Below are 21,812 nucleotides of genomic sequence, written 5' to 3'. Positions count from 1 at the left end.
TAGAAATAAGGTTTAATGGCACTAAATAAGGTATTTGATGGCTTACTTGTTCTTCAATATAAAGCAGGGAATAAAAAGGCTTTAGGGTTATTAGTAAAAAGGTACCATACAAAATTTTGCAAACATGCCTACTGGTTTACTAAGGATAAGGATGCTTCTAAAGATGTGGCGCAAGAAAGCTGGAATTCTGTTATAAAGAATATTGATAAGTTAAAAGATGAAAATAGTTTTGGGAGTTGGTCTCTAAGAATTGTTACAAGGATGGCTTTAGATTACGTAAAGAAAAATCAAAAAGAATTAGAAAGAAATAAAGAATTATATAATTTAAAAAAAACGCAAGAAATTCCAGTCGATACTAAGGAGCAAGATTTGGTGCTATTGAAAAAAGGAATAGAAAAATTGTCTGATAATCAAAAAATAGTATTGCAATTGTTTTATACGCAGGGATATTCTTTAAAAGAGATGAGCTCTATTTTAGAAGTGTCCGTCGGAACCGTAAAATCTAGATTGTTTAATGCTAGGGAAAAATTAAAACTTATATTAAAAAAATAATGATGGAAAAAGAAAAAATAGATGTTTTAATTAGAGAAACATTAAGTAGAGATGAAGCTGAATTTTATAATGAATTAGAAGAGCAAAATTTAATTAGGGAGCTCATAAATACAAGTAAAAGTAGTAGTGGTTGGCTTGTTGTTATTATGAGTATAATGCATATCCTAGTTTTTGGGTTCTTTATTTATTGTACAATAGAATTTTTTGATGCAGAAGATACTAAAGAGCTTTTAACATGGCTTGCAGGTGGTTTTATGGCTATGTTTGTAATGGTGATGCTTAAACTTTATGTTTGGATGCAGATGGATAAAAATGTATTAAAGAGAGAGATAAAACGTTTAGAATTGCAAATTTCTTCTTTGTCTTTGAAGATTACAAAATAGGATTTAAAGTAATTAATATTTTGTAATTTGGCGCTTCTTAGGGATGATTTCTTTCCCACGCTGAATTTTCGAGTTCTTCGAAAGGATAAAGGTAGATAAGGAATGGTTATTTTATTAATTTAAACAAAATTAAAATGGCTGTTTTAGACCAATTAACATCGCAACAAGCGATAGATTTAGAAAACAAGTACGGAGCGCACAATTACCATCCATTACCTGTAGTGTTGAGTAGAGGAGAAGGTGTATATGTGTGGGATGTAGAAGGAAAAAAGTATTTTGATTTTTTGTCCGCTTACTCTGCAGTGAACCAAGGACATTGTCATCCTAAAATTGTGGGGGCAATGACAAAACAAGCAGAAACATTAACTTTAACATCAAGAGCATTTTATAATGATATGCTTGGTATGTTCGAAAAAAAGGTAACTAATGTTTTTGGTTTTGATAAGTTTCTACCTATGAATACTGGGGCGGAAGCTGTTGAAACAGCTTTAAAAGTATGCAGAAAATGGGCTTATGAAGTAAAAGGTATTCCCGAAAATGCAGCGCAAATAATTGTTTGTGAAAATAATTTTCATGGTAGAACTACAACTATAATTTCTTTTTCTAATGACCCTGTAGCAAGAGCCAATTTTGGGCCATTTACGAATGGGTTTTTAAAGATTGAATATAATAATTTGCAAGCTTTAGAAGAGACTTTAGAAAGTTCAAAGAATATTGCGGGTTTCTTAGTAGAGCCAATACAAGGAGAAGCTGGGGTATATGTTCCTTCTGAAAACTATTTAGCAAAAGCGAAAAAACTATGCGAGAAACATAATGTATTATTTATCGCCGATGAAGTGCAAACAGGTGTTGCTAGGACGGGAAAAATGTTGGCTGTAGATCATGAAAATGTAAAACCAGATATTTTGGTGCTTGGAAAGGCTCTATCTGGCGGTGCTTATCCTGTTTCTGGTATTTTAGCAAATGATGCCATTATGGGAGTAATACGCCCTGGAAACCATGGGAGTACATACGGAGGCAACCCAATTGCAGCTGCAGTTGGTATTGCTGCTTTAGAAGTGGTAGAGGAAGAGAATCTTGCTGAAAATGCAGAAACCCTTGGATTGTTATTTAGGGAAAAATTAAATGAGTTTATTTCTACGAGTACTATTGTTAACGGTGTTCGCGGTAAAGGGCTCTTAAATGCAATTCTTGTTGATGATACAGAAGAAAGTACTACTGCTTGGGATATTTGTATGGCAATGAAAGAAAACGGATTATTAGCTAAACCAACGCATGGTAATATTATTCGTTTTGCTCCGCCTTTAGTAATGACGAAAGAAGAATTGTTAGAATGTGTAACAATTATAATAAATACTCTGAAGCAATTTGAAAAATAACATTTAAAAAGCGAAATAAATAAAAAATCCCTGAAATACTATTTCAGGGATTTTTTTATATATCATTTATTCTTTCCCAATCTCCATTTGCAATAATAGCAGCAATTATCCCAAAATAAGCTATTACTATAATTAGGGCAAAAACAGCAAAAGCCAGTCCGATATAGGAGAGTATTTTGCCAGTTTTGGCATTTTCGTAACCTTCATATTCACTTGGGTTTTCATTGTAAATACGGGTTGCTTTATTAGCATTTATTATACCAATAATACTGAAAATAGCAGCGAATGGTCCACAACAACATAAAGAAGTAACTAAAGAAACTATACCCATAGTTAAAGAAGTACTTGCTCCTGGTAATTTATTTTTATGCATTTTTTATTTGTTAAAGTATTCCTCTACTCTTTCTCTCATAAGTTCTTCATTTTCCAGAGCATCTAAGCCTATAATACTGAATATAAACCACACGCAGAATAGTAAGAAGAGAAGGTTTAAAACAATGCCAATAATAGCTAATATTTTTCCAGTTTTTACGGAGTTAAAATCCGAATATAATTCGGGTTCGGCATTATATAGTTTGGTAGATTTTATGGCTAAAATTAGAGCTACAATAGCAAGAAGTAGTCCTAAAACTCCATAACACCAACATAATAAAATCGAGGCTATACTTAATCCTATAATTGCGCCTGTATTTGGTAATTTTTGTTGATCCATAATATTACATGAGTTAAATAAATTTTAAAATATAATTAATTAAAATAAAGCCTATAGCGGTTATTGTCAAAGTTACTATAATTTTATTAGCATATTTTATAGTTACAAAGTTACGAACTAAAAGAAAAATTAATAAAGCAATAATACTGTATACGGGAGGATACATTATAAATGCAGCCAAAAAATCTCCTTGAAGTAACAAAGCTAAAGAACGCTGTAAACCACAGCCAGGGCAATCTATACCTATAAATTTCTTTGTAATGCAAGGTAACATAAACTCATCTAAGCTAAATAAAAGAATGGTGATTAATAATTTCATGACTTAAATGAATAAAGATGCTGAAAATTACTATTATTTTTGAGCTTTTAAAACAAAATAATGAGTGTTTTTAAAGTAGGAGACATTGTGGAAACAATAGATGATGTAATTTCAGGGACAATACTTAGTATTGATGGACCTAAAATTACAATGGAAGATACAAATGGTTTCGTTATTTCATTTTTAGCTTCGGAGGTAATGAAAGTAGGGGAAGATATAAAAGTATCTAATTTTGAAGTTGCTCAAATAAAGTCTGAAAAAGAAATTCCTAAGAGAAGAAAAATTATAAATACTAAACCAAAAGAACGTAATGCCCCTAAAATGGAGGTAGATCTTCATATCCATAAGTTAACTAGGAACTCCGGTAATATGACTAGTTACGAAAAATTGAATTTGCAACTAGAAACAGCAAAAAGGCAATTAGAGTTTGCTATGCGAAAAAGAATCCAGAAAGTGGTGTTTATTCATGGAGTAGGAGAAGGAGTATTAAAAGAAGAATTAGGGTATCTTTTTAGAAGATACGATAATTTAAAACATTACGAAGCCGATTACCAGAAATACGGAATGGGGGCTACGGAAGTATATTTTTTTCAGAATATTTAATTTACTGTTGTTGTAATATCTCCGTAATCGGAAATACTTAAATCCGTTATTCTTTGGCTAGAAGATGTCTCCAAAGTAATATCATTTAATATAATTTTGTGCGTATAGGTTATATTATCTTCTGTTGTAGTTGTAATAAGTACAGCGCCGTTTTTCGCAATTATTTCTTCTAGTACCGTAGGAGTGGTTAGCGGTACACTAGAGCAAAAATAATCTTTGGTTGCTTTATCAGAAAATGTTCTATAGATAAGTTTTGATGGACCGCTAGCACTAATATTACTTTCTATAGTTTCCGTAGTAATTTCGTTTTTTAAAACATTGGCTGGTAATTCTAATATTAAAGCTTCTGTATCATTTATTTTAAATAACAAGTTGGTAGCAGCAATATCAATAGTGTTACAGGTAGTAATTGTAGTAATACTATCAAAATCTATAGTTTCGATTTGTAAATCCCCATCATCACATGAAGAAAGAGTAATAACAACTAAAAGAAATAAAAGCTTTTTCATAGTTCAAATTTAAATCAAAAAAATATATTTCGCTTTAATGATTGTCTTATTTATATCTTAAATACTAAAGTTTTATAAAAATAGTTAACAATGTTAACTATTTTTATAAAGAATAGCGTTACTTTTGTTTTCTATTCTATTTTGGAAAGAAAAGAAGTGTCTATGGAAAAGGTATATTTAGATAATGCAGCAACTACTCAGGTACGTTCTAGTGTAATAGAAAAAATGCAAAATGCATTGCGAAGTTTTTATGGAAATCCATCTTCCACGCATAGTTTTGGGCGATCAGCTAAGACTGGAGTAGAGAGTGCTAGGAAGACAATTGCTAAATATTTAAATGCACAACCATCGGAAATTATTTTTACTTCTGGCGGTACAGAGGCAGATAATATGATATTGAGATGTGTTGTTAGAGATATGCAAGTAAAAACGATAATAACCTCTAGAATAGAACACCATGCTGTTTTACATACGGTAGAAGAATTAGAAAAAGAATATAATATTACATTGAAGTATGTAGATTTAGATGCCCATGGTACACCAGATTTTACACATTTAAAAGCACTTCTTACAGAAGATGATTCAAAAACTTTGGTGAGTTTAATGCATGTTAATAATGAAATAGGTAATAAAATAGATATAGATGTGCTTAGTGCTTTATGTATAGAAAATAATGCATTACTGCACTCCGATACGGTTCAATCTGTTGGACATTATGCTTGGGATGTTAAAAAAACACCTATAGACTTTTTAACTGCTGCGGCACATAAATTCCATGGTCCAAAGGGAATAGGTTTTGCTTATATAAAAAAGAATGCGCAAATAAAGCCATTAATTTCGGGAGGGTCTCAAGAAAGAGGTTTTAGAGCAGGAACAGAATCATATCATAATATAGTTGGCTTAGAAGAGGCTTTTGTACAAGCTTATGATAACTTAGAGGAAGAAATGACCTATGTAAAAGGGTTAAAAAAGTATTTTATAGATACTATTAAAAAAGAAATTCCAGGAGTTATTTTTAATGGGCATTCGGGTGATATGGAAAAAAGCACCTATACTTTGGTTAATGTTTGTTTGCCTATAGATGAGCAGAAGGCATTAATGTTATTATTTCATTTAGATATAAAAGGGGTTGCTTGCTCTAAAGGAAGTGCGTGCCAATCTGGTAGCGATTTGGGTTCTCATGTATTAACTCAGGTACTTTCTGTAGAAAACCTTAAGAAGCCATCTTTGCGATTTTCTTTTTCCAAGTATAATACTACTAAAGAAATAGATTACGCTATTGCTGTATTGAAAGAATTTGTAGATAAATAAGGAGGGATTAAGATCGCTTTTCTCTTTTTTTCTCTTTATCGTATGGAAATTTTCGAATAGCTAATTTCATCATACGATTAATTAAATCTGTCGTGTTTTTTCCCGATTTTTTGTTAATTCTTTTTTCGTACTTCCACAAAAGTTTCCCCGTAATACCATCACTTATTTTCATGCCTATTCTGCCGTAATTTGCATCTCCTAGGAAATAATCAACAAGGCTAAAATTAGAAGGTATTCCTTTAGATAAAAGAATCGTAAGATCTAGGTTTCCGCTAATTATACCATCAACATTAAGTATTTTACTTAATTCTGTTGTAGTGTAAATATCAATATTTTGGTAGTTTATGTTATGCTTGGCTAAAATGGCTTTTGTGTCTTTCGTATTTTGAAAAGCAACAGTAAATTTCTTTTTCTTTTTTCTATTAGAAAAATAAGTTTCCAATGCGTTTTGTACCGCATAGCCTTCTTTTTCTTCTAGTTCTTTTAGTTCTTCTTTACTAAGGTTATCTTTTAAATTAAGATTCGTTAAAAAAGGTAAAATGGCTAAAGTTTTGTGTGCTTTACTAAGTTCATTAAACTTTGCACTTTCATAAATGTTTTTTTGAGCATGCGCGGAAATAGATGCTAATAGGAAAAATGAAATTATCGCTTTGTACATTACTTAATTTATAAACGCATACTTAACTTTAGGTTAAGTACACGACTGGTCATAAAATTTGGAATTGCAAATTGTTGTTTACTTTCAACATCTCTGACCCATGTATTAGTAATGGAATTTTGATTGTTAAAAAGATTAAAAACTTCAATCCCTATAGTAAGTTCCTTAAAATTATGTGTCCAATGATTTTTGGAGAACTTTTTGTTATCGCCTACAAAAATATAGGAAATTCCTAAATCTGCCCGTTTATAATCTCTTAATCTTTTCTGAAAAATATATGGGTCGGCATAACTTGGGGACCCTCCAGGTAAACCGGTATTATATACTAGGTTTAAATACATTTTTAAATCGGGCATATTGGGGATGTAATCTTGGAAAAGAACAGCTACTTTTAACCGTTGATCAGTTGGTCTAGATATGTATCCTTTGTCCTCTATATTCTCTTCTGTTTTTAAGTAACTTAAAGAAACCCACGATTCTGTTCCAGGAACAAAAGCCCCATTTAATCTTAGCTCAGCCCCATACGCATATGCTTTAGCATTGTTTAATGCGGCATATCGAATACGCACATCTTCTATAGTATATGGATTTACGTTGGTGAGTTTTTTATAATATACTTCGCCAATCATTGTAAACGGTCTATCCCATAATGCAAAGCTATATTCATTTCCTGCTACTATATGTAATGCTTTTTGAGCCTTTACATTTGGGTTAATAATACCTTGACTATTTCTTAGTTCTCTATAAAACGGGGGTTGATGGTATATGCCTGCTGCAATTCTAAAAAGCATATCTTTTTTCCAATTGGGTTTTATTCCTATTTGTGTTCTAGGGCTATATACAGTTTGCGATACTTTTTCTACTCCCGTTCCACTAGTTGTCCAGTATTGACTTCTTATTCCCGCATTATAATAAATATCATGCGTGTTCCATGTGGTGTTTTTGCTAAATTGTATATAGCCAGAGAATCTATTAGTTTTAATAAAATTAGTAGCGTAAATACCTTCAAAAGCTTCAATAGGAGCATTAAATGGTTCGTTCGGTTGGTTGTTCGTGAATTGGGATTGCGGTGGTCTAATAGAAAAACCGGTAGAATCAATAAATTCAGATTCTCTTAATTGGTCTCTTATATCTTCATGGGTATATTTTATGCCCCATTCTATTTCTTTATTTTCTTTAGAATATTTTCCTTTATGTTCTAAGTTAAACAACAAGGCGTCTAAATCATTTCTAGATCTATTAAATTGAGACCCTATTCCTTTGGAGATATCTGTACTACTATTTTCGTTAAAAACGATTTCTGAAGGACCTAGTCTATAAGCAGCAATTACATCGGAATATTCTTCTTCTGTAGTATGGTATACAGATGAAATAGCTTTAAGAGTAACATGGTCAGATACAAAGTAATTAGCTTTTAAAGCTCCAAGAGCTGTATTAAATCTATTGTCTTCTTTTCCTTGATAATGTACTAATAAAGTCTGTGGGTTATTTAAAGTGCCAAAATTGGTTTCTCTAGTTAAAGGCTCGTTTTGATAATTGTTAATAGAAATATTACCTAAAAAGTTAAACAAAAGTTTATCAGAAAATTTATAAGTAGAATAAGTTTGAAAATCTCCAAAAGTTGGATTAAAATTGGTGTTCGTATTCTTACTATTTACCAACAAACTATTGTTCCTGTAGCGCACACCAGTTATATTGGACAATTTTTTATTCTTACTCATGGTTTCAATAGAAGCGCTTGCTCCTAAAAGACTTATATCTATTTGTGCTCCAAATTCTATAGGTTTTTTATACGTAATATTTAATGTAGAAGATAGTTTATCTCCGTATTTGGCTTGGAATCCTCCTGCGGAGAATTTTACACTCTGTACTAAATTACTATTAATAAAGCTAAGTCCTTCCTGCTGTCCAGAGCGAATTAAAAAAGGTTTGTAAACTTCTATTTCATTAATGTAAATAAGGTTTTCGTCATAATTACCACCTCTTACTGCATATTGCGTACTTAATTCGTTATTAGAGTTTACTCCTGGTAGCAATTTTAAAATGTTTTCTACGCCGGCATTTGCTCCTGGAATTTTTTTTATTTGTTGGGTAGAAAGGTTGGATATTCCTAAGCTCTTCTTTTTTCCAGTCGCCGTAATAGTTACTTCATCAATTTGTATGCTATTTGCTTTTAAAATAGGATAAAATTCAAAAGTCTCATTCGTAGTAAGGATTAGTTTTTCTAAAACTACATCGGCATGGCTTATATGGGAAAATGTAATATTTGTTTTTTGGTCCGATGTTATCTTAAGGATGTAATATCCATTTGCATCGGTCGAAGTTCCATTGTTGGTTGAGGAAACATTAACATTAGCTAGTGGCTTGTTTTGTTCGTTTAAAACTACCCCAGTAATAGTTGCTGTTTGAGCAAAACCTTGGAAGGAAAAACACAATGCAAAAATTAGTACTAGAGCTTTAAGTAATTTCAAACCAATTTATTTTCTGTAAAAATTAGTAACTAATTCACTTTTGTTTCCAACGTTATCCGTGACAACAATTTTTAGTTCGCATTGCTTTTTATTTAAGATTTTATCATCAAAATTATACGTTAAAGTATTTTTTTTAGATTCATATTCCATTAATATCCATTCGCCATTAAGCGTAGCAGAATAGGTATTTATGCCACTCAAATCATCCGTAATCTTTACAGTTAAATATTTGTAATTATTAAGCCATTGTTTTTCTTTAAAATTCTTTAAAGAAATTTTTGGCGCAATAGAATCTTTGGCTATGGTATAAGTGCCTAAGTATTTTGTTCTGGTAGTAAATGTGTTGCCACGTTTATAAGTAGAGACATGGCTAGGTCTTTTTTTGTGATCTAACCTAGCAATAAAAAGTTGTTTTTGTTCTTCTTTTGAGTATTTAGAGGCATCAAAAGTTATGGTAAAATTCCTATGCGCAGGAACTTTGTTACTATGAATAGTTACCGTATCATTTTGGTTTTCTAAGTTCATATAAAAATTTTCATAAAAGGTATTGGATGGAAAATATACTTTGGCAGGACCAATACTATAATTATTTGGTTTTTTGGCAATAATATAATTTGCTGTCTTTTTTTCTGCTTTTTTTATTTTTAGGAGGTCTTTTTTTCCTTCTATGGGAATGATAAGTTTGGTAACGTTATTCTTTAAATCTTTTATTAATAATTCTACAGAGTACGATAGGCCTTCTATAATATTTATTTTTCCATCATTTTTTAATTCATTATAAATACTTAGCCTATTTCCAGCCGATTTAAAACATTTTTGGATACGTTGCTTATACTTTCCGTAATAATCGTAATCTATTAAAGTGTTTATATATCTAGTTTCCGTAAAGGAAAAAGTTTCAAAATCGTAGTTAGTGTAGGTAGTACCATTTACAGACATATTTACAGAATAAATTCCATTTTTATTTGCGGCCATATCTTGGCGGTCAAAAGCAATAAATCCAAATCCGATAGTCCCAGAGGCATTAATTTTATCTGCTAAAAAAGTACCGTCTTTTTGTTTTTTAAAGTTTAATTGTACTCTTTTGTTACTTTGTTTTATCTGAGCATCCTTACTGATGGGATATCCAAACAATTTTAAAAGAGTAGGGTTGGTAGCATCTGCGACTTCATAACCATATAAAAGGGGATTTGTAGGTTTTTCAGTAGCACTGCTACGTATTTCAAAATGAAGGTGGGGTCCGGCAGAACCACCAGTATTTCCACTATAAGCTATAAGGTCACCTTTCTTTATTTTTAACTCTCCAAAATCCGGAAAAACTTCCACTTCGTACATTTTTTTTTGGTACTGTATTTTCTTTATATATGATTCAATCTCAGGAGAAAATTTTTGTAAATGACCGTAAACAGATGTGTATCCGTTGGGGTGTGTTATATAAAGAACTTTTCCATAACCCCATAAAGACACTTTAATTCTGGTTATTGTACCATCGCCAATACCATATACCTTAATGCCTTCTCGTTGTTGCGTTTTTATATCTATACCGGAATGAAAATGATTAGAGCGTAGCTCTCCAAATGTGCCTGCTAGTATCATAGGAATATCTAGAGGAGATCTAAAAGCATCTTTCGGATATTGGTTTTGAGAAAAAACATGAAATGAAAAAAGTAAAACAAAAGTAAAAACAAAATAAAAGTGCTTCATAATATAAATAAGTTAGTGCGAAAGTAATTAATCAGAATTAAAACTTAAAAAACTATGTTCTTTGTTCGTAACGCGATAATCCAGATTTTGACCCTTTGGGACTTGTATTGCAATAAGAATTAGTATCGAACTAATGCTCCCGATGCTTTACTCGAGGTAGTTTACTCTTTGATATATTCAACGTTTACAAATGATTAAAAGTATTCTGAGAATATAAATGATAAAAATATTGCTAAGTCTTAAGATGAATGTTAACTTTGTGTAAAATGCATTGATTTTTGTGTATGAGTGAATTGGTAAAAATAGTTGATTCCTTAGAAAACAAAATTAGCAAGTTGTTGCATAAACTAGAAGTACAACAACAGGTTAATGAAAAGTTAGAAAAGGAGTTAGTAGCCATAAAAATGGATCACGATGTTACTCGTAAGAGTATAACAGAGTGGCGAGAAAAGTACAATTCGCTTAAACTTGCAAATTCAATGCTGGGCAGTAATACAAATAAAACCGAAGCTAAGCTTAAAATAAATACGTTAATAAGAGAGTTGGACTATTGCATAGCACAACTCGCTGAATAATGTTTTACAAATAAATATGTCAGAAAAGCTCAAAATAAAGCTTTCTATTGCAGACAGGGTATATCCGTTAACGATAGATCCTAGTCAAGAAGAAGGTTTGCGTAAGGCTGCTAAAAATATAGAGCAGCTAGCAAAGAAATTTGAGCAGAATTATGCGGTACGGGATAAGCAAGATGTATTGGCAATGTGTGCCTTGCAATTTGCTTCGAAAATAGAGCAAAAAGGCATTGAAAAAGCGGAAGGAACTGATGAAGCTACCGAACGATTAAAAGCGTTAGATGTTTTAGTGAGTTCTAAGTTAGGAATAAAATAAGTTCATATAAATAACCTAAAGTTACTGCCCACATTGGTAATATCTTTTGACAAACTCAACATTAAATTGTTTAAAAAGGGTGAGTTTAAATAGTAAAAGCAGGCCTTACTTGTATAAGGATTCTTGATCTGTTTGTTAGCCCTAAACTTGTATTTTGGAGTTTGTACAAAACTTCGCTAATGTGGGCTTTTTTTATATTAAATTTTTAACAACTATGGATAACAGTATATTGATAATAGCAGGTATAGTAGGTCTTGTAATAGGATTTGCGATTGCAAAATTTATGGAAAAAGGAAAAGCCTCTAAAACTATTGCTAATGCAAAGAAAGAGGCGCAAAGCATTATAAAAGAGGCAAAGATAGAAGGGGAGAGTGTTAAAAAAGATAAGATGTTTCAGGCTAAAGAAAAGTTCTTAGAGCTAAAGGCGGAACACGAAAAAGTAATCCAAAATAAGGATAGAAAGATTGGGGAGGCAGAAAAGCGAACTAGGGACAAAGAATCTCAAGTAAGTAGTGAACTCGCAAAAACTAAAAATTTAAATGGGCAATTAGAAAGTAAAATTAAAGATGCCAAGCATAGGGCAGAATTTTTAGAAAAGAAGCAATCAGAAGTAGAGAAACTACATAAAAATCAGGTGCAACAATTAGAAGTTATTTCTGGTTTGTCTGCAGATGAAGCTAAAACGCAATTATTAGAATCTTTAAAGGAAACCGCAAAGTCAGACGCTATGGCTTATATTCAGTCCACTGTAGAGGAAGCTAAGTTAACTGCCCAGCAAGAAGCTAAAAAAATTGTTATCAATAGCATTCAACGAATTGGTACAGAAGAGGCTGTCGAAAATTGTGTTTCTGTTTTTAATTTGGAGTCCGATGATGTTAAAGGGCGAATTATTGGTAGAGAAGGGCGCAATATTAGAGCTATAGAAGCAGCAACTGGTGTAGAAATTATTGTAGATGATACTCCAGAAGCAATTATCCTTTCTTGTTTCGATTCTGTTCGTAGAGAGGTAGCTCGTTTATCTTTACACAAATTAGTTACGGACGGTAGAATACACCCAGCGCGAATAGAAGAGGTGGTTAAAAAGACCGAAAAGCAAATAGAGCAAGAGATTGTTGAAATTGGTAAGCGTACCGTAATAGATTTAGGAGTTCATGGATTACATCCAGAATTAATAAAAGCGGTTGGTAGAATGAAGTATCGTTCTTCTTATGGTCAAAATTTATTGCAGCACTCAAGAGAAGTTGCAAAACTTTGTGGTGTTATGGCAGCAGAATTAGGGCTAAATCCAAAACTAGCAAAAAGAGCAGGTTTATTACATGATATTGGTAAAGTCCCTAATACTGAAGCTGAGGTAGAAACACCACATGCTATATTAGGAATGCAATGGGCAGAGAAGTTTGGTGAAAAACCAGATGTTTGTAATGCAATAGGAGCGCACCATGATGAGATAGAAATGAAAACATTAATTTCTCCAATTGTACAGGTTTGTGATGCTATTAGTGGCGCAAGACCTGGAGCAAGAAGGCAGGTGTTAGATTCTTATATACAACGTTTAAAAGATTTAGAAGAAATTGCTTTTGGATTCAATGGCGTACAAAAAGCATACGCTATACAAGCGGGTAGAGAGTTGCGCGTAATTGTAGAAAGCGAAAAAGTAAACGATGATAAAGCAGCAGCACTTTCTTTTGAAATTTCACAAAAGATTCAGACGGATATGACCTATCCTGGGCAAGTTAAAGTTACCGTTATAAGAGAAACAAGAGCTGTTAATGTAGCTAAGTAAGTATTCTAAAGGCTTGTTTTTTAAAAAAGCAAAAAGCTATCTAGAAACAATATGTTTTTGGATAGCTTTTTTTGTATCTGATATTTATCATATATAGGAGAGATTACGGAATGTAACTTTAAGGGAGAAATACAGATTTAATCCTTATGAAAAAAAGAACACCTATAGCAGCGATAATGACTAAGAAAGTAATTACGCTACAAACTGGAGACTCATTAAATAAGGCAGAATATCTTTTTAAAAAGCATCATATTCGTCATATACCTGTTTTAAAAGGAGAAAAAGTAGTAGGAATGCTTAGTTATACCGATTTGTTGCGTATCAGTTTTGCGGATGCTGTGGATGAAGATGATGATTCTGTAGAAACTATAGTGTACAATATGTTTACTTTGGAGCAAGTAATGGCTAAGAAATTAGTGAGTGTAAATTCCGAAACGAGCATAAGAGAAGTGGCAGAATTATTGTCTAAAAAAGAGTTTCATGCAATTCCTGTTATGGATAATGAAGAATTGGTTGGTATGGTTACTACTACAGATTTATTGAATTATATGTTGGAGGAGTTTTAGTCAATATAGGGTAACGACTCAAAGCTTTGTTTTAATTTAAAACTAAACTCAGAGACGTTACTTTTTTATTTTAATTAAACTAAACACAAACACTTAAAATTGATTTTACTCTTCTTCGGAAGAAGTTTCTTTATTTCCTTCTTGTTCTTCCGCTCTGTGTAGGTTGTTTTCTAGAATATTTAGTTTTTTTAGTTTTTCTGTCCATGTAGCAAGAGCATCTTTATGTTTCTCTACATTTTTAATAACTTCTTTTACTAGAGGGTTGTCTTCGGAAGCATTAGAAAAGAATTGCAAATTATTTTCTAACTGGCGAATTTCGTTTTTGCTCTCTCCAATTTTCTTGCGAATAAAGGAACGTTCATTATAAATAGCTCTTTCGTTATCTTCCGAATTGGCTAATTGCTGTATTTTGTTTCCGTATTTTAATAATTCGGATTCTTGTCTACTAACATCTAGCTTATTAAAAAGCGTATCTAGTATTTTATTAAACTTTTGGTTGATATGCTTTTTGTTAAAAGGAACTCTTCCTATTTTTTTCCATTCTGCTACAAACCCTTTTATGGCAGATAAATCCGCATTTCTCTCTCCAGAGAGTTTAAATTCTTTGAGTTTCTCTAAAAAGGTAATTTTTAACTCATAGTTAGCCTCTTCTTCTTTATTGGATTTGTTTTTTAAAGCATGTACGCGGTCGAAATAATGGTTACAAGCATTTTTAAATTCATTCCATATTTTATCAGAATACTTTCTTGGTACATGGCCAATTTTCTTCCAATCACTTTGTATGCGCTTCATTTGTGATGTGGTAGAATCCCAATCCTCACTATCTTTTAAAGAAACAGCTAAAGCTAAAAGCTCTCGTTTCTTTTCTAAATTTACTTGTTGTTCTTTTTTTAGATTTTTATAGAAATTATTTTTATTTCTATTGAAATTACGAACAGCTTCTTTGAAAGCAGCCCAGGTCTTTTCATTCTCTTTTTGAGGAACTTTGCCTGCCTTAAAGAAAGACTCTCTTAGGCCTTCTAGAGTTTTTATTTGTTGCTGAAGTTGTTTGTGATTATGAGAAACATTGTTAGATAGGATACTAATTTCACTAATGATAGCGTTTTTCTTCTCTAAGTTAATTTCATATACTTTATCTTGTTCTGCATAATATTCTTGGCGCCTATTATGTAATACTTTAGTGGCAGCACTGAATTGTTCCCAAATTTCTTCGCGATGGTCTTTTCCTACGGGTCCAATATCTTCTTTCCAAATTTTGTGTAGTGTTTGGAGCTCTCTAAAGGCTTTATTTAAATCGGGTTCTTTTCCTAGTTCTTCTGCTCGGAGCACTATTTTTTGTTTTTCTTCTAGGTTATGTTTAAAATCTAGGTCCCGTAATTCTCGATTAATATTTAAGAAATCGTAAAATATTTCTATATGATGCTGGTAGGTGCGCCATACATCATTGTAATTTGCCCTAGGTACAGGGCCCGCATTGCGCCATTGTTCTTGAATGTCTTTAAAATTCTTATAGGTGGTGTTAATGTCTTCTTCAACATTTACTAAACCTTTTAGATTTTCAATGATATTTAATCTTAGAGTAAGATTTTCTTTTAGGTTTTTCTCTAAACCTTTATAGTAAGTATTCTTTTTTTCGCGATAATCGGAATAAACTTCATTAAACTGTCTTTTAGTAACAGAATTATATCTAAAGTCTATTTCATTGCCACCACCAGCAATAAAATCTTCTTTTTTATGCTCTAAGAACTCTTGAAACTTTAAATCAAATTCATGCTTAATACCATCTACATGTTTTTTTATGGCTTGTACTTTTTCATTACGAACTAAACGTTGTAATTCTCCAACCAAATTTTCCATAGACATAGAGTGGTAGTCTAGAATTGGAATTTCGTGTCGTTTTTCGTTATGTGTATCTTCTGCATCTTCTGCATTGGATTCATCTATTTCTTTGTGAATAGTTTCCTCATTTTCATTTGTAGACTCTTCTTGAGTGGCAGTAGATGATTTTTTTGCTACTTCTGCTATGGTCTCTTCATTGTTAGGTACTTCAGTAGTTTTCTCCAAACTTTTTTCTGTATTGGTAGTTTCTGAATTATCTTGCTCCCCTACATTTTTATGTAGTTCTTGTTCTTTTTCTTCCTGCATTATCACTTAATTAAGTTGTTTTAATACCAAATAAACTACAAAAGAATCGATTAAAATAGTTTCTATTTTCTTTATGTTTCAACATAAAATAAAACCGTAACCTAAGCTCTTCTTATGTTTGCAATTTTATCTAGAGAAAATATAAGTCAAATTTAGTGTCAAACATTTATAAATTCATTTGGTATAATAAAAGTATTTGTAAGATAGTAACAACAATACGAATAGCAAAAAATATAGGAATTTCTTTTTTGTCTAGTACTTAAATGAAATGGATAGAAATCTTTGCTTAAAGTGCATTTTAATACTTTGTAATAGAGTTATTCATTCCAAATATCCCAAGCTTTTTCGGCTTGTATTTCTAACATTTTTTCTCCGTTGCAAATAGTAGCTCCTTGGGATTCTCCTTCTTTAAGAAAGGCCGTTTTTTCTGGATTATAAATTAAATCGAAAAGCAGATGTTTTGGAGTGATATAATGATAAGGTAATGCAGGTTTATCTGTAATATTTGGATGTGTACCTAATGGGGTAGTATTAACAATAACGGTATGTTCCTCTATAATCTCTTTCGTAAGGTCGTTATAGGCATATTTGTTTTCTCCAGACTTTCTAGAAACGTACGTATGAGAAATTCCAAGGGAGTCTAAAACAAAAGAAACCGCTTTAGACGCCCCTCCAGTGCCTAAAATTAGAGCTTTGGTATGATGTTTCTTTATATGAGGTTCTATGGTATATTGAAAACCATGAACATCGGTATTGTAACCTTTTAGACCGTCTTTGGTAACCTTAATAGTATTTACGGCACCTATTTTTTCTGCATCTTTATCTAGGCATTGTAAAAAAGGTATTATTACTTCTTTGTACGGAATGGTTACATTTAGGCCATTAATTGTATCCGTGTTTTCGGCTATCGCTTTAAAAGCATTTATAGTCTCTAAATCGAAATTCACATAGGAATAATTCTCCAATCCTAAGTTTTTGAATTTTTCTTTAAAATAACCTCTAGAAAAAGAATATGAAATATTTTTTCCTACTAATCCGAACTTATAATGCTTCTTTTCTTTTTTTTTCATACCAATCTATACCCAATAAAACACTTATTCCAAGAACCACAAAAAAAATAGCGCTCCATGTTTCAGAAATCTCAAAATTTGGAAAATAGCGTTCATAATTAACAATAATATCTTTTCCATTAGAGTCTACAAGAGTTTCTCCTAAAGAATTTGTTTTGTAAATAGTTTTTTTCCAAGGCCAGACTACTCCCAGAGACCCGGTAATAAAACCTATTATCAGTGCTGTTGTAGTGTGTTTAAAACGTTTTAATACAAAACTTAAAAGGTGAGAAAGTGTAACTAATCCGGCTGCTGAACCAGTAGTAAATACGGCTAATATGGTTAAGGTTTTAACTCTTTTTGAGTTTTTAACAAAACTAAAATCTCCAGAAAAAACTTCGGAAATAGTATCATACAATGCATTTACAGAATCTACTAAAAGTAAAACATAATTGCCGAGTAAAATTAAAATGAACGAACCGGATAATCCCGGCAGAGTCATTCCGGAAACACTAATCATTCCGCAGAGAAAAATAAATAATAGATTGTCATTCTCTTTAGCAGGGCTTAAAAAGCTTATAGATACACCTATACATAAGCCAATTGCTCCGGTAATTACTGTGCTCTTATTCCAATGCTTAAAATCCTTTGCTATATAATAGATAGACCCTAAAATCATTCCAAAAAAGGCAGACCAAACAAATAGTTCTTTTTTTTCTAAAAAATAATCGAGTACTTTAGAAATGCTAAAGTAGCTAATAAGCATTCCAAATATCAAAAGAGCAAGGAAACGACCATTTGTATATTGCGCAAAGCTTCTGAACCTTCCGTTCAGAATTAATTTTAAAGCTTTTAAATTTATTTTTTGCAAAGAATAGATGAATTCTTCATAAAACCCCCCAACAAAGGCAACAATTCCTCCGGAAACACCAGGGACTTTATTTGCTGCACCCATGAATAGGCCCTTAAGGACTAATAAAAACTGGTCTTTTACGTTTCTGGGTGTGCTCATTATTATGTCGTAAAGCAGCTGTTACTTTCATCCATAGTTTTAAATACCTTGATTCTCTTACGTATACATGGTAAAAGGACGGTTCTTTTTTATATTTCGCAAGGTTTCGTTAAGGTACTTTATTTTTTGTTGGCTGCTTTTTCCATGATAAAAATAAGAGAAAATCCTAGGATAGCAAGTAGTACTGCGAACATAATCTGCGGGTCTCCATCAAAATTAACAGGAGAAACACTAGTATCCTTAATGGTTATTATTTTATCTCCAAATGTTTTAGTTTCTAGTACCTGTTTCCAAGGCCATATTTTATTTAAAGAACCAACAATAAAACCAGTTAATAATGCTAGAGTTAGGTTTTTGTAATTAGCGAACATCCATTTTAGCAATTTGGCAAAGCTTAGTAAACCAAATATGGCGCCTAAACCTACTGTAAGAACTATTTTAAAATCTCTTTCATGTACAGCATCTAGAATAGTTTTGTAGGAACCTAATAGCACCAAAATAAAAGCTCCAGAAATACCGGGTAATATCATGGCGCAAACTGCTAATGCACCAGATAAAAATAAGAAGGGTAGGCTATTTACGTTTTCATTAGGAGGTAGAGTGGTAATGTAAAAAGCTAGTACAGCACCAAAAACAAGTGCCAGGATTGTAGCAATATTCCATTTTTTAATCTCTTTTCCTACGAAAAAAACACTTGCTGAGACTAACCCAAAAAAGAAGGACCATAATAAAACGGGTTCGTTCTCTAATAACCAACTTACAATGGTAGCTAAAGAGAATAGGCTAATGAATATTCCTAGAAATAAGGCGGCTAAAAAGCCTCCGTTTACTTGCTGCCAAAAAGCTTTAAAACCATCGTTTTTTAATGTTTTAAGTAAGGAAGGTCTTATATTGTTTATGGAGCCAATTAGTTCTTCGTAGATGCCAGAAATAAATGCGATTGTTCCACCAGAAACACCTGGGACAACATCTGCAGCTCCCATAGCAATTCCTTTTAAAGTTATGAAGGCGTATTGAATTGGGGTTCTTTTTTTCGTCATAAATAAGGATAAGTAGTTAGGACTTTTTTTGAATAGAATTTACTATTTCTTGTGTCCATAAAGTTTCACTGTATTGCGGATACTCTCGTTTGAATATACTAAACGCTTCAAAATTATCTTTTAGTGCATCTATTAAAGAGATTCTTGCGTTAATAGTATCTCTGGATAATAAATACAATCCTGGGATTTTATAGTTTATTTCTGCACTATCTGGATAAAACTGCTTTCCTTGCGCTAAAATCTGCAAGGCAGAAGCATAATCTTTATTTAAAATAGATATGTTAGACCAATTTAACCAAGTTTCGAGCTCATAATTTCCAAGGTCTACGGCTTGTCTGTAGGCAAAATCTGCCTGATCATAATTTTTTAATTCCACATTAATTTGAGCACATTTTTTCCAGTACGTAGGACTTTTTTCATCAATATTTAAAGCTTTATTGATATAATAAAGTGCTTTTTTAAAGTTCTTTCTTTGAAAATAGAAATTCGTTATCGCTAACCATCCTTTATCTAATAACGGGTCTTCATGTACCGTTTGGTAATAATAGTATTTAGCCATATCATAGTTACCTATTTTTTCGTAACATTTTCCTATTCTTAGAAAAGCATGAGAAGTGGGGTCTTCTATTTTTATAGTAGTTTCATAATTTTCAATAGCTTCTGGGTAGCGGCCTAGTTTTTCTAATACTTTTCCTTTTTCAAAATAAGCTCCGATAAAGTTATCATCCGATATTATTGCAAAATCAAAAGCACTTAAAGCTTCTTTGTACATTTTCTCTGAATAATATTGCTTACCCAATTGATGCCACGCTACTTCGCAATAAGGATTTCTATCTAAATAATCATTTAAGTATAGTATGGCTCCCTCGTAATCTTCAAGAAACTCAAAGCAGTAAATTACATTGTATAAAGAAGAGTAATCCTGTTCGTCGAAAGAAACGCATTGCATAAAACTATCTTTGGCTTTTTTAAAATCATCCATAAATAAATACTCCATTCCTAATAAAGAATGTATATCAAAACTATCATTAGAAAGTTCTAAAGCTTTATTTAGCAATTTTATGGCCCCTTCGTGATTATCTTTTTTGGATAAAATATTAGCACGTTGTATATAAATTTCTTCATTACTGCTGTCTAAAAGTTGTAGCTTGTCTAATAGTTTTTCTGCAGATTCAAAATTGTTTTCGAACACCATTACCTCTACATTTAGAAGTTTTAACTCTATGGAGTCTGGGTGTTGTTTTAGACTTATCTTTATTGCTTTTTTAGCCAAAGAAATTTTCCCATTATTAAGGTAATGGTGAATAATATCTTCAAAATCTTCGGCATCAAAAAAATAGATGTCGTCTGTCTTTAACATGGATTCAAACTTTGCTATCGGTTTGTTCGGCCTTTCATTAGATTCTAATGCCATAGGAACGTTTTATGTAGTCTATAAGATTAAAATTAAACTATTGGCTGAACTATACCTTGTCTATTGGAGCTATATTATTAACAAATTAGTTAACAAATTATTGTAAGTAACTGTCTAAAATTGAAAGAATAATAGTACATCCTAGTTTAATTTCTTCGTTTGAAATAGTAAGTGGGGGGGAAATTCTAACAGCTTTTGGTTCAAATAATAACCAGAATAGAATTAGGTTTTCCTCTGCTGCTTTTAGAATTATGTGATTTGCAATAGTGTCATTTTCTACTATTATAGCAAGCATTAGCCCTTTTCCACGAACTTCTTTGATTAGAGGATGTTTTAGTAATTTTCTAAAAAGAGTCTCTTTTTGAAGAGATGTAGGGATTAAGTTCTCTTTTTTTATGGTATTTAATGTTGCTAAACTAGCGGCGGCAATAACAGGGTTTCCTCCGAAAGTGGTTATATGGCCTAACTTTGGGTTGCTTTTTAAGGAATTCATTATACTAGTAGAAGATGTAAAGGCACCTACAGGCATTCCAGACGCCATGCCTTTGCCAATAACTAGAATATCTGGAATACAGTTATAATGTTCAAATGCAAACCATTTTCCTGTTCGTCCAAATCCCGGTTGCACTTCATCTAAAATTAATAAAGCTCCTACCTCATGGCATTTTTCTTTTACCTTTTTTAGATACCCTTTCTGCGGAAGTATAAAGCCAGCACCTCCTTGAATAGTCTCTAGAATTACAGCCGCGGTTTTAGTTGTTATTTTTGCTATATCCGGAATGCTATTAAAAGTTATGAAATTTATATCTGGTATAAGCGGTCGAAACGGAGCTTTACGTTCTTCGAACCCCATAAGACTTAAACTACCCATTGTATTGCCGTGGTACGCTTTTTTTGCAGCAATAATTTCAGAACGTCCGGTGTATTTACGGGCTAATTTTAGCGCTCCTTCTACTGCTTCCGTGCCAGAATTAACAAGGTACGTAGATTCTAGTGGTTGTGGTAATATAGACGCTAGTGCTTTAGTATATTTTACGGCAACATCTTGTATGTACTCGCCATAAACCATTACATGCATATAGGAGTCTGCTTGTTTTTGTATTGCACCGACTACATTAGGATGGCAGTGCCCTAAAGTGCAAGCAGAAATCCCAGCGACAAAATCTAAATGAGCATTTTCTTCCGTATCATAAATATAGCTGCCTTTTGCATGGGAAACTTGCAGGGCTAAAGGGTAAGGAGACGTTTGTGCTTGGAATTTTACAAAATCATCTTTCATAGTAATGCCTTTATAGTTGTCTGTTGTTACTTAAC

General features: G+C 32.2%; 22 protein-coding genes and 1 other RNA gene. 10 read left to right on the top strand and 13 right to left on the bottom strand.

The window, feature by feature from the left end; genetic code table 11:
- Positions 1-15: 15 nt before the first annotated feature.
- From Q0856_RS13775 to rocD, 3 genes are all read left to right on the top strand, one after another.
- On the top strand, positions 16-552 hold the full coding sequence (locus Q0856_RS13775) for an RNA polymerase sigma factor (protein ID WP_298480278.1): 537 nt from the start codon (positions 16-18) through the stop codon (positions 550-552).
- Positions 552-935 carry a DUF6768 family protein gene (locus Q0856_RS13770; RefSeq protein ID WP_298480281.1) on the top strand — a complete coding sequence of 128 codons (384 nt, stop codon included), beginning with the start codon at positions 552-554 and terminating at the stop codon, positions 933-935. The genes Q0856_RS13775 and Q0856_RS13770 overlap by 1 nt, the downstream gene beginning before the upstream one ends.
- Positions 936-1,069: 134 nt before the next feature.
- The gene (gene rocD, locus Q0856_RS13765; RefSeq protein WP_298505950.1) at positions 1,070-2,314 is read left to right on the top strand and encodes an ornithine--oxo-acid transaminase; all 1,245 of its coding nucleotides are present in this window, start codon (positions 1,070-1,072) and stop codon (positions 2,312-2,314) included.
- Positions 2,315-2,369: 55 nt separating this feature from the next.
- Here the strand turns inward: rocD and Q0856_RS13760 are convergent, their stop codons facing one another.
- From Q0856_RS13760 to Q0856_RS13750, 3 genes are read right to left on the bottom strand one after another with little or no spacing between them, the layout of a single operon-like run.
- Positions 2,370-2,687 carry a CCC motif membrane protein gene (locus Q0856_RS13760; protein WP_298505947.1) on the bottom strand — a complete coding sequence of 106 codons (318 nt, stop codon included), beginning with the start codon at positions 2,685-2,687 and terminating at the stop codon, positions 2,370-2,372.
- 3 nt (positions 2,688-2,690) lie between these two features.
- Positions 2,691-3,026, bottom strand: coding sequence for a CCC motif membrane protein (locus Q0856_RS13755; RefSeq protein ID WP_298480290.1), 336 nt, complete (start codon positions 3,024-3,026; stop codon positions 2,691-2,693).
- Between the two features lie 13 nt (positions 3,027-3,039).
- On the bottom strand, positions 3,040-3,345 hold the full coding sequence (locus tag Q0856_RS13750) for a DUF2752 domain-containing protein (protein WP_298505944.1): 306 nt from the start codon (positions 3,343-3,345) through the stop codon (positions 3,040-3,042).
- A gap of 60 nt (positions 3,346-3,405) precedes the next feature.
- Here Q0856_RS13750 and Q0856_RS13745 point away from each other — a divergent pair, with 60 nt between their 5' ends.
- Positions 3,406-3,948 carry a Smr/MutS family protein gene (locus Q0856_RS13745; protein ID WP_298505941.1) on the top strand — a complete coding sequence of 181 codons (543 nt, stop codon included), beginning with the start codon at positions 3,406-3,408 and terminating at the stop codon, positions 3,946-3,948.
- Here Q0856_RS13745 and Q0856_RS13740 read toward each other — a convergent pair.
- Positions 3,945-4,457, bottom strand: coding sequence for a hypothetical protein (locus Q0856_RS13740; protein ID WP_298480299.1), 513 nt, complete (start codon positions 4,455-4,457; stop codon positions 3,945-3,947). The two genes, Q0856_RS13745 and Q0856_RS13740, sit on opposite strands and share 4 nt — an antisense overlap.
- A gap of 162 nt (positions 4,458-4,619) precedes the next feature.
- Here Q0856_RS13740 and Q0856_RS13735 point away from each other — a divergent pair, with 162 nt between their 5' ends.
- Positions 4,620-5,768, top strand: a complete 1,149-nt coding sequence (locus tag Q0856_RS13735; protein ID WP_298480664.1) for a cysteine desulfurase family protein — start codon at positions 4,620-4,622, stop codon at positions 5,766-5,768.
- A 7-nt stretch (positions 5,769-5,775) separates the two neighbouring features.
- Here Q0856_RS13735 and Q0856_RS13730 read toward each other — a convergent pair whose 3' ends face one another.
- From Q0856_RS13730 to Q0856_RS13720, 3 genes are read right to left on the bottom strand one after another with little or no spacing between them, the layout of a single operon-like run.
- Positions 5,776-6,426, bottom strand: a complete 651-nt coding sequence (locus Q0856_RS13730) for a hypothetical protein (protein WP_298480302.1) — start codon at positions 6,424-6,426, stop codon at positions 5,776-5,778.
- A gap of 8 nt (positions 6,427-6,434) precedes the next feature.
- Positions 6,435-8,897, bottom strand: coding sequence for a carboxypeptidase-like regulatory domain-containing protein (locus tag Q0856_RS13725; protein WP_298505939.1), 2,463 nt, complete (start codon positions 8,895-8,897; stop codon positions 6,435-6,437).
- A 6-nt stretch (positions 8,898-8,903) separates the two neighbouring features.
- Positions 8,904-10,601 (bottom strand): M23 family metallopeptidase, encoded by a 1,698-nt coding sequence (locus Q0856_RS13720; RefSeq protein WP_298505937.1) that lies wholly within the window; start codon positions 10,599-10,601, stop codon positions 8,904-8,906.
- 284 nt (positions 10,602-10,885) lie between these two features.
- Between Q0856_RS13720 and Q0856_RS13715 the strand changes: the two genes are divergently transcribed.
- The 5 genes from Q0856_RS13715 (at position 10,886) to Q0856_RS13695 (ending at position 13,838) form a co-directional block, all read left to right on the top strand.
- Positions 10,886-11,176 (top strand): hypothetical protein, encoded by a 291-nt coding sequence (locus tag Q0856_RS13715; protein WP_298480311.1) that lies wholly within the window; start codon positions 10,886-10,888, stop codon positions 11,174-11,176.
- 16 nt (positions 11,177-11,192) lie between these two features.
- Entirely contained in the window at positions 11,193-11,489 is a 297-nt protein-coding gene (locus Q0856_RS13710) for a cell division protein ZapA (RefSeq protein WP_298480316.1), read from the top strand.
- 53 nt (positions 11,490-11,542) lie between these two features.
- A non-coding RNA gene (gene ssrS / locus Q0856_RS13705) (6S RNA) lies at positions 11,543-11,652 on the top strand.
- Between the two features lie 51 nt (positions 11,653-11,703).
- Positions 11,704-13,272 carry a ribonuclease Y gene (gene rny / locus Q0856_RS13700; protein ID WP_298480319.1) on the top strand — a complete coding sequence of 523 codons (1,569 nt, stop codon included), beginning with the start codon at positions 11,704-11,706 and terminating at the stop codon, positions 13,270-13,272.
- A 146-nt stretch (positions 13,273-13,418) separates the two neighbouring features.
- Positions 13,419-13,838: a CBS domain-containing protein gene (locus Q0856_RS13695; RefSeq protein ID WP_298505936.1), complete on the top strand. Its 420-nt coding sequence runs from the start codon at positions 13,419-13,421 to the stop codon at positions 13,836-13,838.
- Between the two features lie 105 nt (positions 13,839-13,943).
- Here Q0856_RS13695 and Q0856_RS13690 read toward each other — a convergent pair whose 3' ends face one another.
- From Q0856_RS13690 to Q0856_RS13665, 6 genes are all read right to left on the bottom strand, one after another.
- Positions 13,944-15,983 (bottom strand): DUF349 domain-containing protein, encoded by a 2,040-nt coding sequence (locus tag Q0856_RS13690; protein ID WP_298505934.1) that lies wholly within the window; start codon positions 15,981-15,983, stop codon positions 13,944-13,946.
- A 317-nt stretch (positions 15,984-16,300) separates the two neighbouring features.
- Entirely contained in the window at positions 16,301-17,053 is a 753-nt protein-coding gene (locus Q0856_RS13685) for a shikimate dehydrogenase (RefSeq protein ID WP_298505932.1), read from the bottom strand.
- Positions 17,025-18,044, bottom strand: coding sequence for a DUF368 domain-containing protein (locus tag Q0856_RS13680; RefSeq protein ID WP_298505930.1), 1,020 nt, complete (start codon positions 18,042-18,044; stop codon positions 17,025-17,027). The genes Q0856_RS13685 and Q0856_RS13680 overlap by 29 nt, the downstream gene beginning before the upstream one ends.
- 119 nt (positions 18,045-18,163) lie before the next feature.
- A complete protein-coding gene (locus tag Q0856_RS13675; protein WP_298480366.1) occupies positions 18,164-19,084 on the bottom strand; it encodes a DUF368 domain-containing protein in 921 nt (306 codons plus the stop codon).
- 16 nt (positions 19,085-19,100) lie between these two features.
- Positions 19,101-20,498: a tetratricopeptide repeat protein gene (locus Q0856_RS13670; RefSeq protein WP_298480367.1), complete on the bottom strand. Its 1,398-nt coding sequence runs from the start codon at positions 20,496-20,498 to the stop codon at positions 19,101-19,103.
- A gap of 97 nt (positions 20,499-20,595) precedes the next feature.
- A complete protein-coding gene (locus tag Q0856_RS13665; RefSeq protein ID WP_298505929.1) occupies positions 20,596-21,777 on the bottom strand; it encodes an aspartate aminotransferase family protein in 1,182 nt (393 codons plus the stop codon).
- Between the last annotated feature and the right edge of the window lie 35 nt (positions 21,778-21,812).

The organism is uncultured Maribacter sp. (assembly GCF_947496775.1).
Lineage (GTDB): Bacteria > Bacteroidota > Bacteroidia > Flavobacteriales > Flavobacteriaceae > Maribacter_B.
The sequence above is the reverse complement of the archived record's forward strand: the minus strand, read 5'-3'. Positions and strand labels throughout refer to the sequence as shown.

Bases quoted from the DNA above. Each gene is read 5' to 3' on its own strand.
- Q0856_RS13720 (WP_298505937.1), bottom strand. From the start codon at position 10,601: ATGAAGCACTTTTATTTTGTTTTTACTTTTGTTTTACTTTTTTCATTT.
- Q0856_RS13750 (WP_298505944.1), bottom strand. From the start codon at position 3,345: ATGAAATTATTAATCACCATTCTTTTATTTAGCTTAGATGAGTTTATG.
- Q0856_RS13680 (WP_298505930.1), bottom strand. From the start codon at position 18,044: ATGAGCACACCCAGAAACGTAAAAGACCAGTTTTTATTAGTCCTTAAG.
- Q0856_RS13670 (WP_298480367.1), bottom strand. From the start codon at position 20,498: ATGGCATTAGAATCTAATGAAAGGCCGAACAAACCGATAGCAAAGTTT.
- rocD (WP_298505950.1), top strand. From the start codon at position 1,070: ATGGCTGTTTTAGACCAATTAACATCGCAACAAGCGATAGATTTAGAA.
- Q0856_RS13685 (WP_298505932.1), bottom strand. From the start codon at position 17,053: ATGAAAAAAAAAGAAAAGAAGCATTATAAGTTCGGATTAGTAGGAAAA.
- Q0856_RS13695 (WP_298505936.1), top strand. From the start codon at position 13,419: ATGAAAAAAAGAACACCTATAGCAGCGATAATGACTAAGAAAGTAATT.
- rny (WP_298480319.1), top strand. From the start codon at position 11,704: ATGGATAACAGTATATTGATAATAGCAGGTATAGTAGGTCTTGTAATA.
- Q0856_RS13745 (WP_298505941.1), top strand. From the start codon at position 3,406: ATGAGTGTTTTTAAAGTAGGAGACATTGTGGAAACAATAGATGATGTA.
- Q0856_RS13665 (WP_298505929.1), bottom strand. From the start codon at position 21,777: ATGAAAGATGATTTTGTAAAATTCCAAGCACAAACGTCTCCTTACCCT.
- Q0856_RS13740 (WP_298480299.1), bottom strand. From the start codon at position 4,457: ATGAAAAAGCTTTTATTTCTTTTAGTTGTTATTACTCTTTCTTCATGT.
- Q0856_RS13755 (WP_298480290.1), bottom strand. From the start codon at position 3,026: ATGGATCAACAAAAATTACCAAATACAGGCGCAATTATAGGATTAAGT.
- Q0856_RS13715 (WP_298480311.1), top strand. From the start codon at position 10,886: ATGAGTGAATTGGTAAAAATAGTTGATTCCTTAGAAAACAAAATTAGC.
- Q0856_RS13690 (WP_298505934.1), bottom strand. From the start codon at position 15,983: ATGCAGGAAGAAAAAGAACAAGAACTACATAAAAATGTAGGGGAGCAA.
- Q0856_RS13735 (WP_298480664.1), top strand. From the start codon at position 4,620: ATGGAAAAGGTATATTTAGATAATGCAGCAACTACTCAGGTACGTTCT.
- Q0856_RS13675 (WP_298480366.1), bottom strand. From the start codon at position 19,084: ATGACGAAAAAAAGAACCCCAATTCAATACGCCTTCATAACTTTAAAA.
- Q0856_RS13710 (WP_298480316.1), top strand. From the start codon at position 11,193: ATGTCAGAAAAGCTCAAAATAAAGCTTTCTATTGCAGACAGGGTATAT.
- Q0856_RS13760 (WP_298505947.1), bottom strand. From the start codon at position 2,687: ATGCATAAAAATAAATTACCAGGAGCAAGTACTTCTTTAACTATGGGT.
- Q0856_RS13770 (WP_298480281.1), top strand. From the start codon at position 552: ATGATGGAAAAAGAAAAAATAGATGTTTTAATTAGAGAAACATTAAGT.
- Q0856_RS13775 (WP_298480278.1), top strand. From the start codon at position 16: ATGGCACTAAATAAGGTATTTGATGGCTTACTTGTTCTTCAATATAAA.
- Q0856_RS13730 (WP_298480302.1), bottom strand. From the start codon at position 6,426: ATGTACAAAGCGATAATTTCATTTTTCCTATTAGCATCTATTTCCGCG.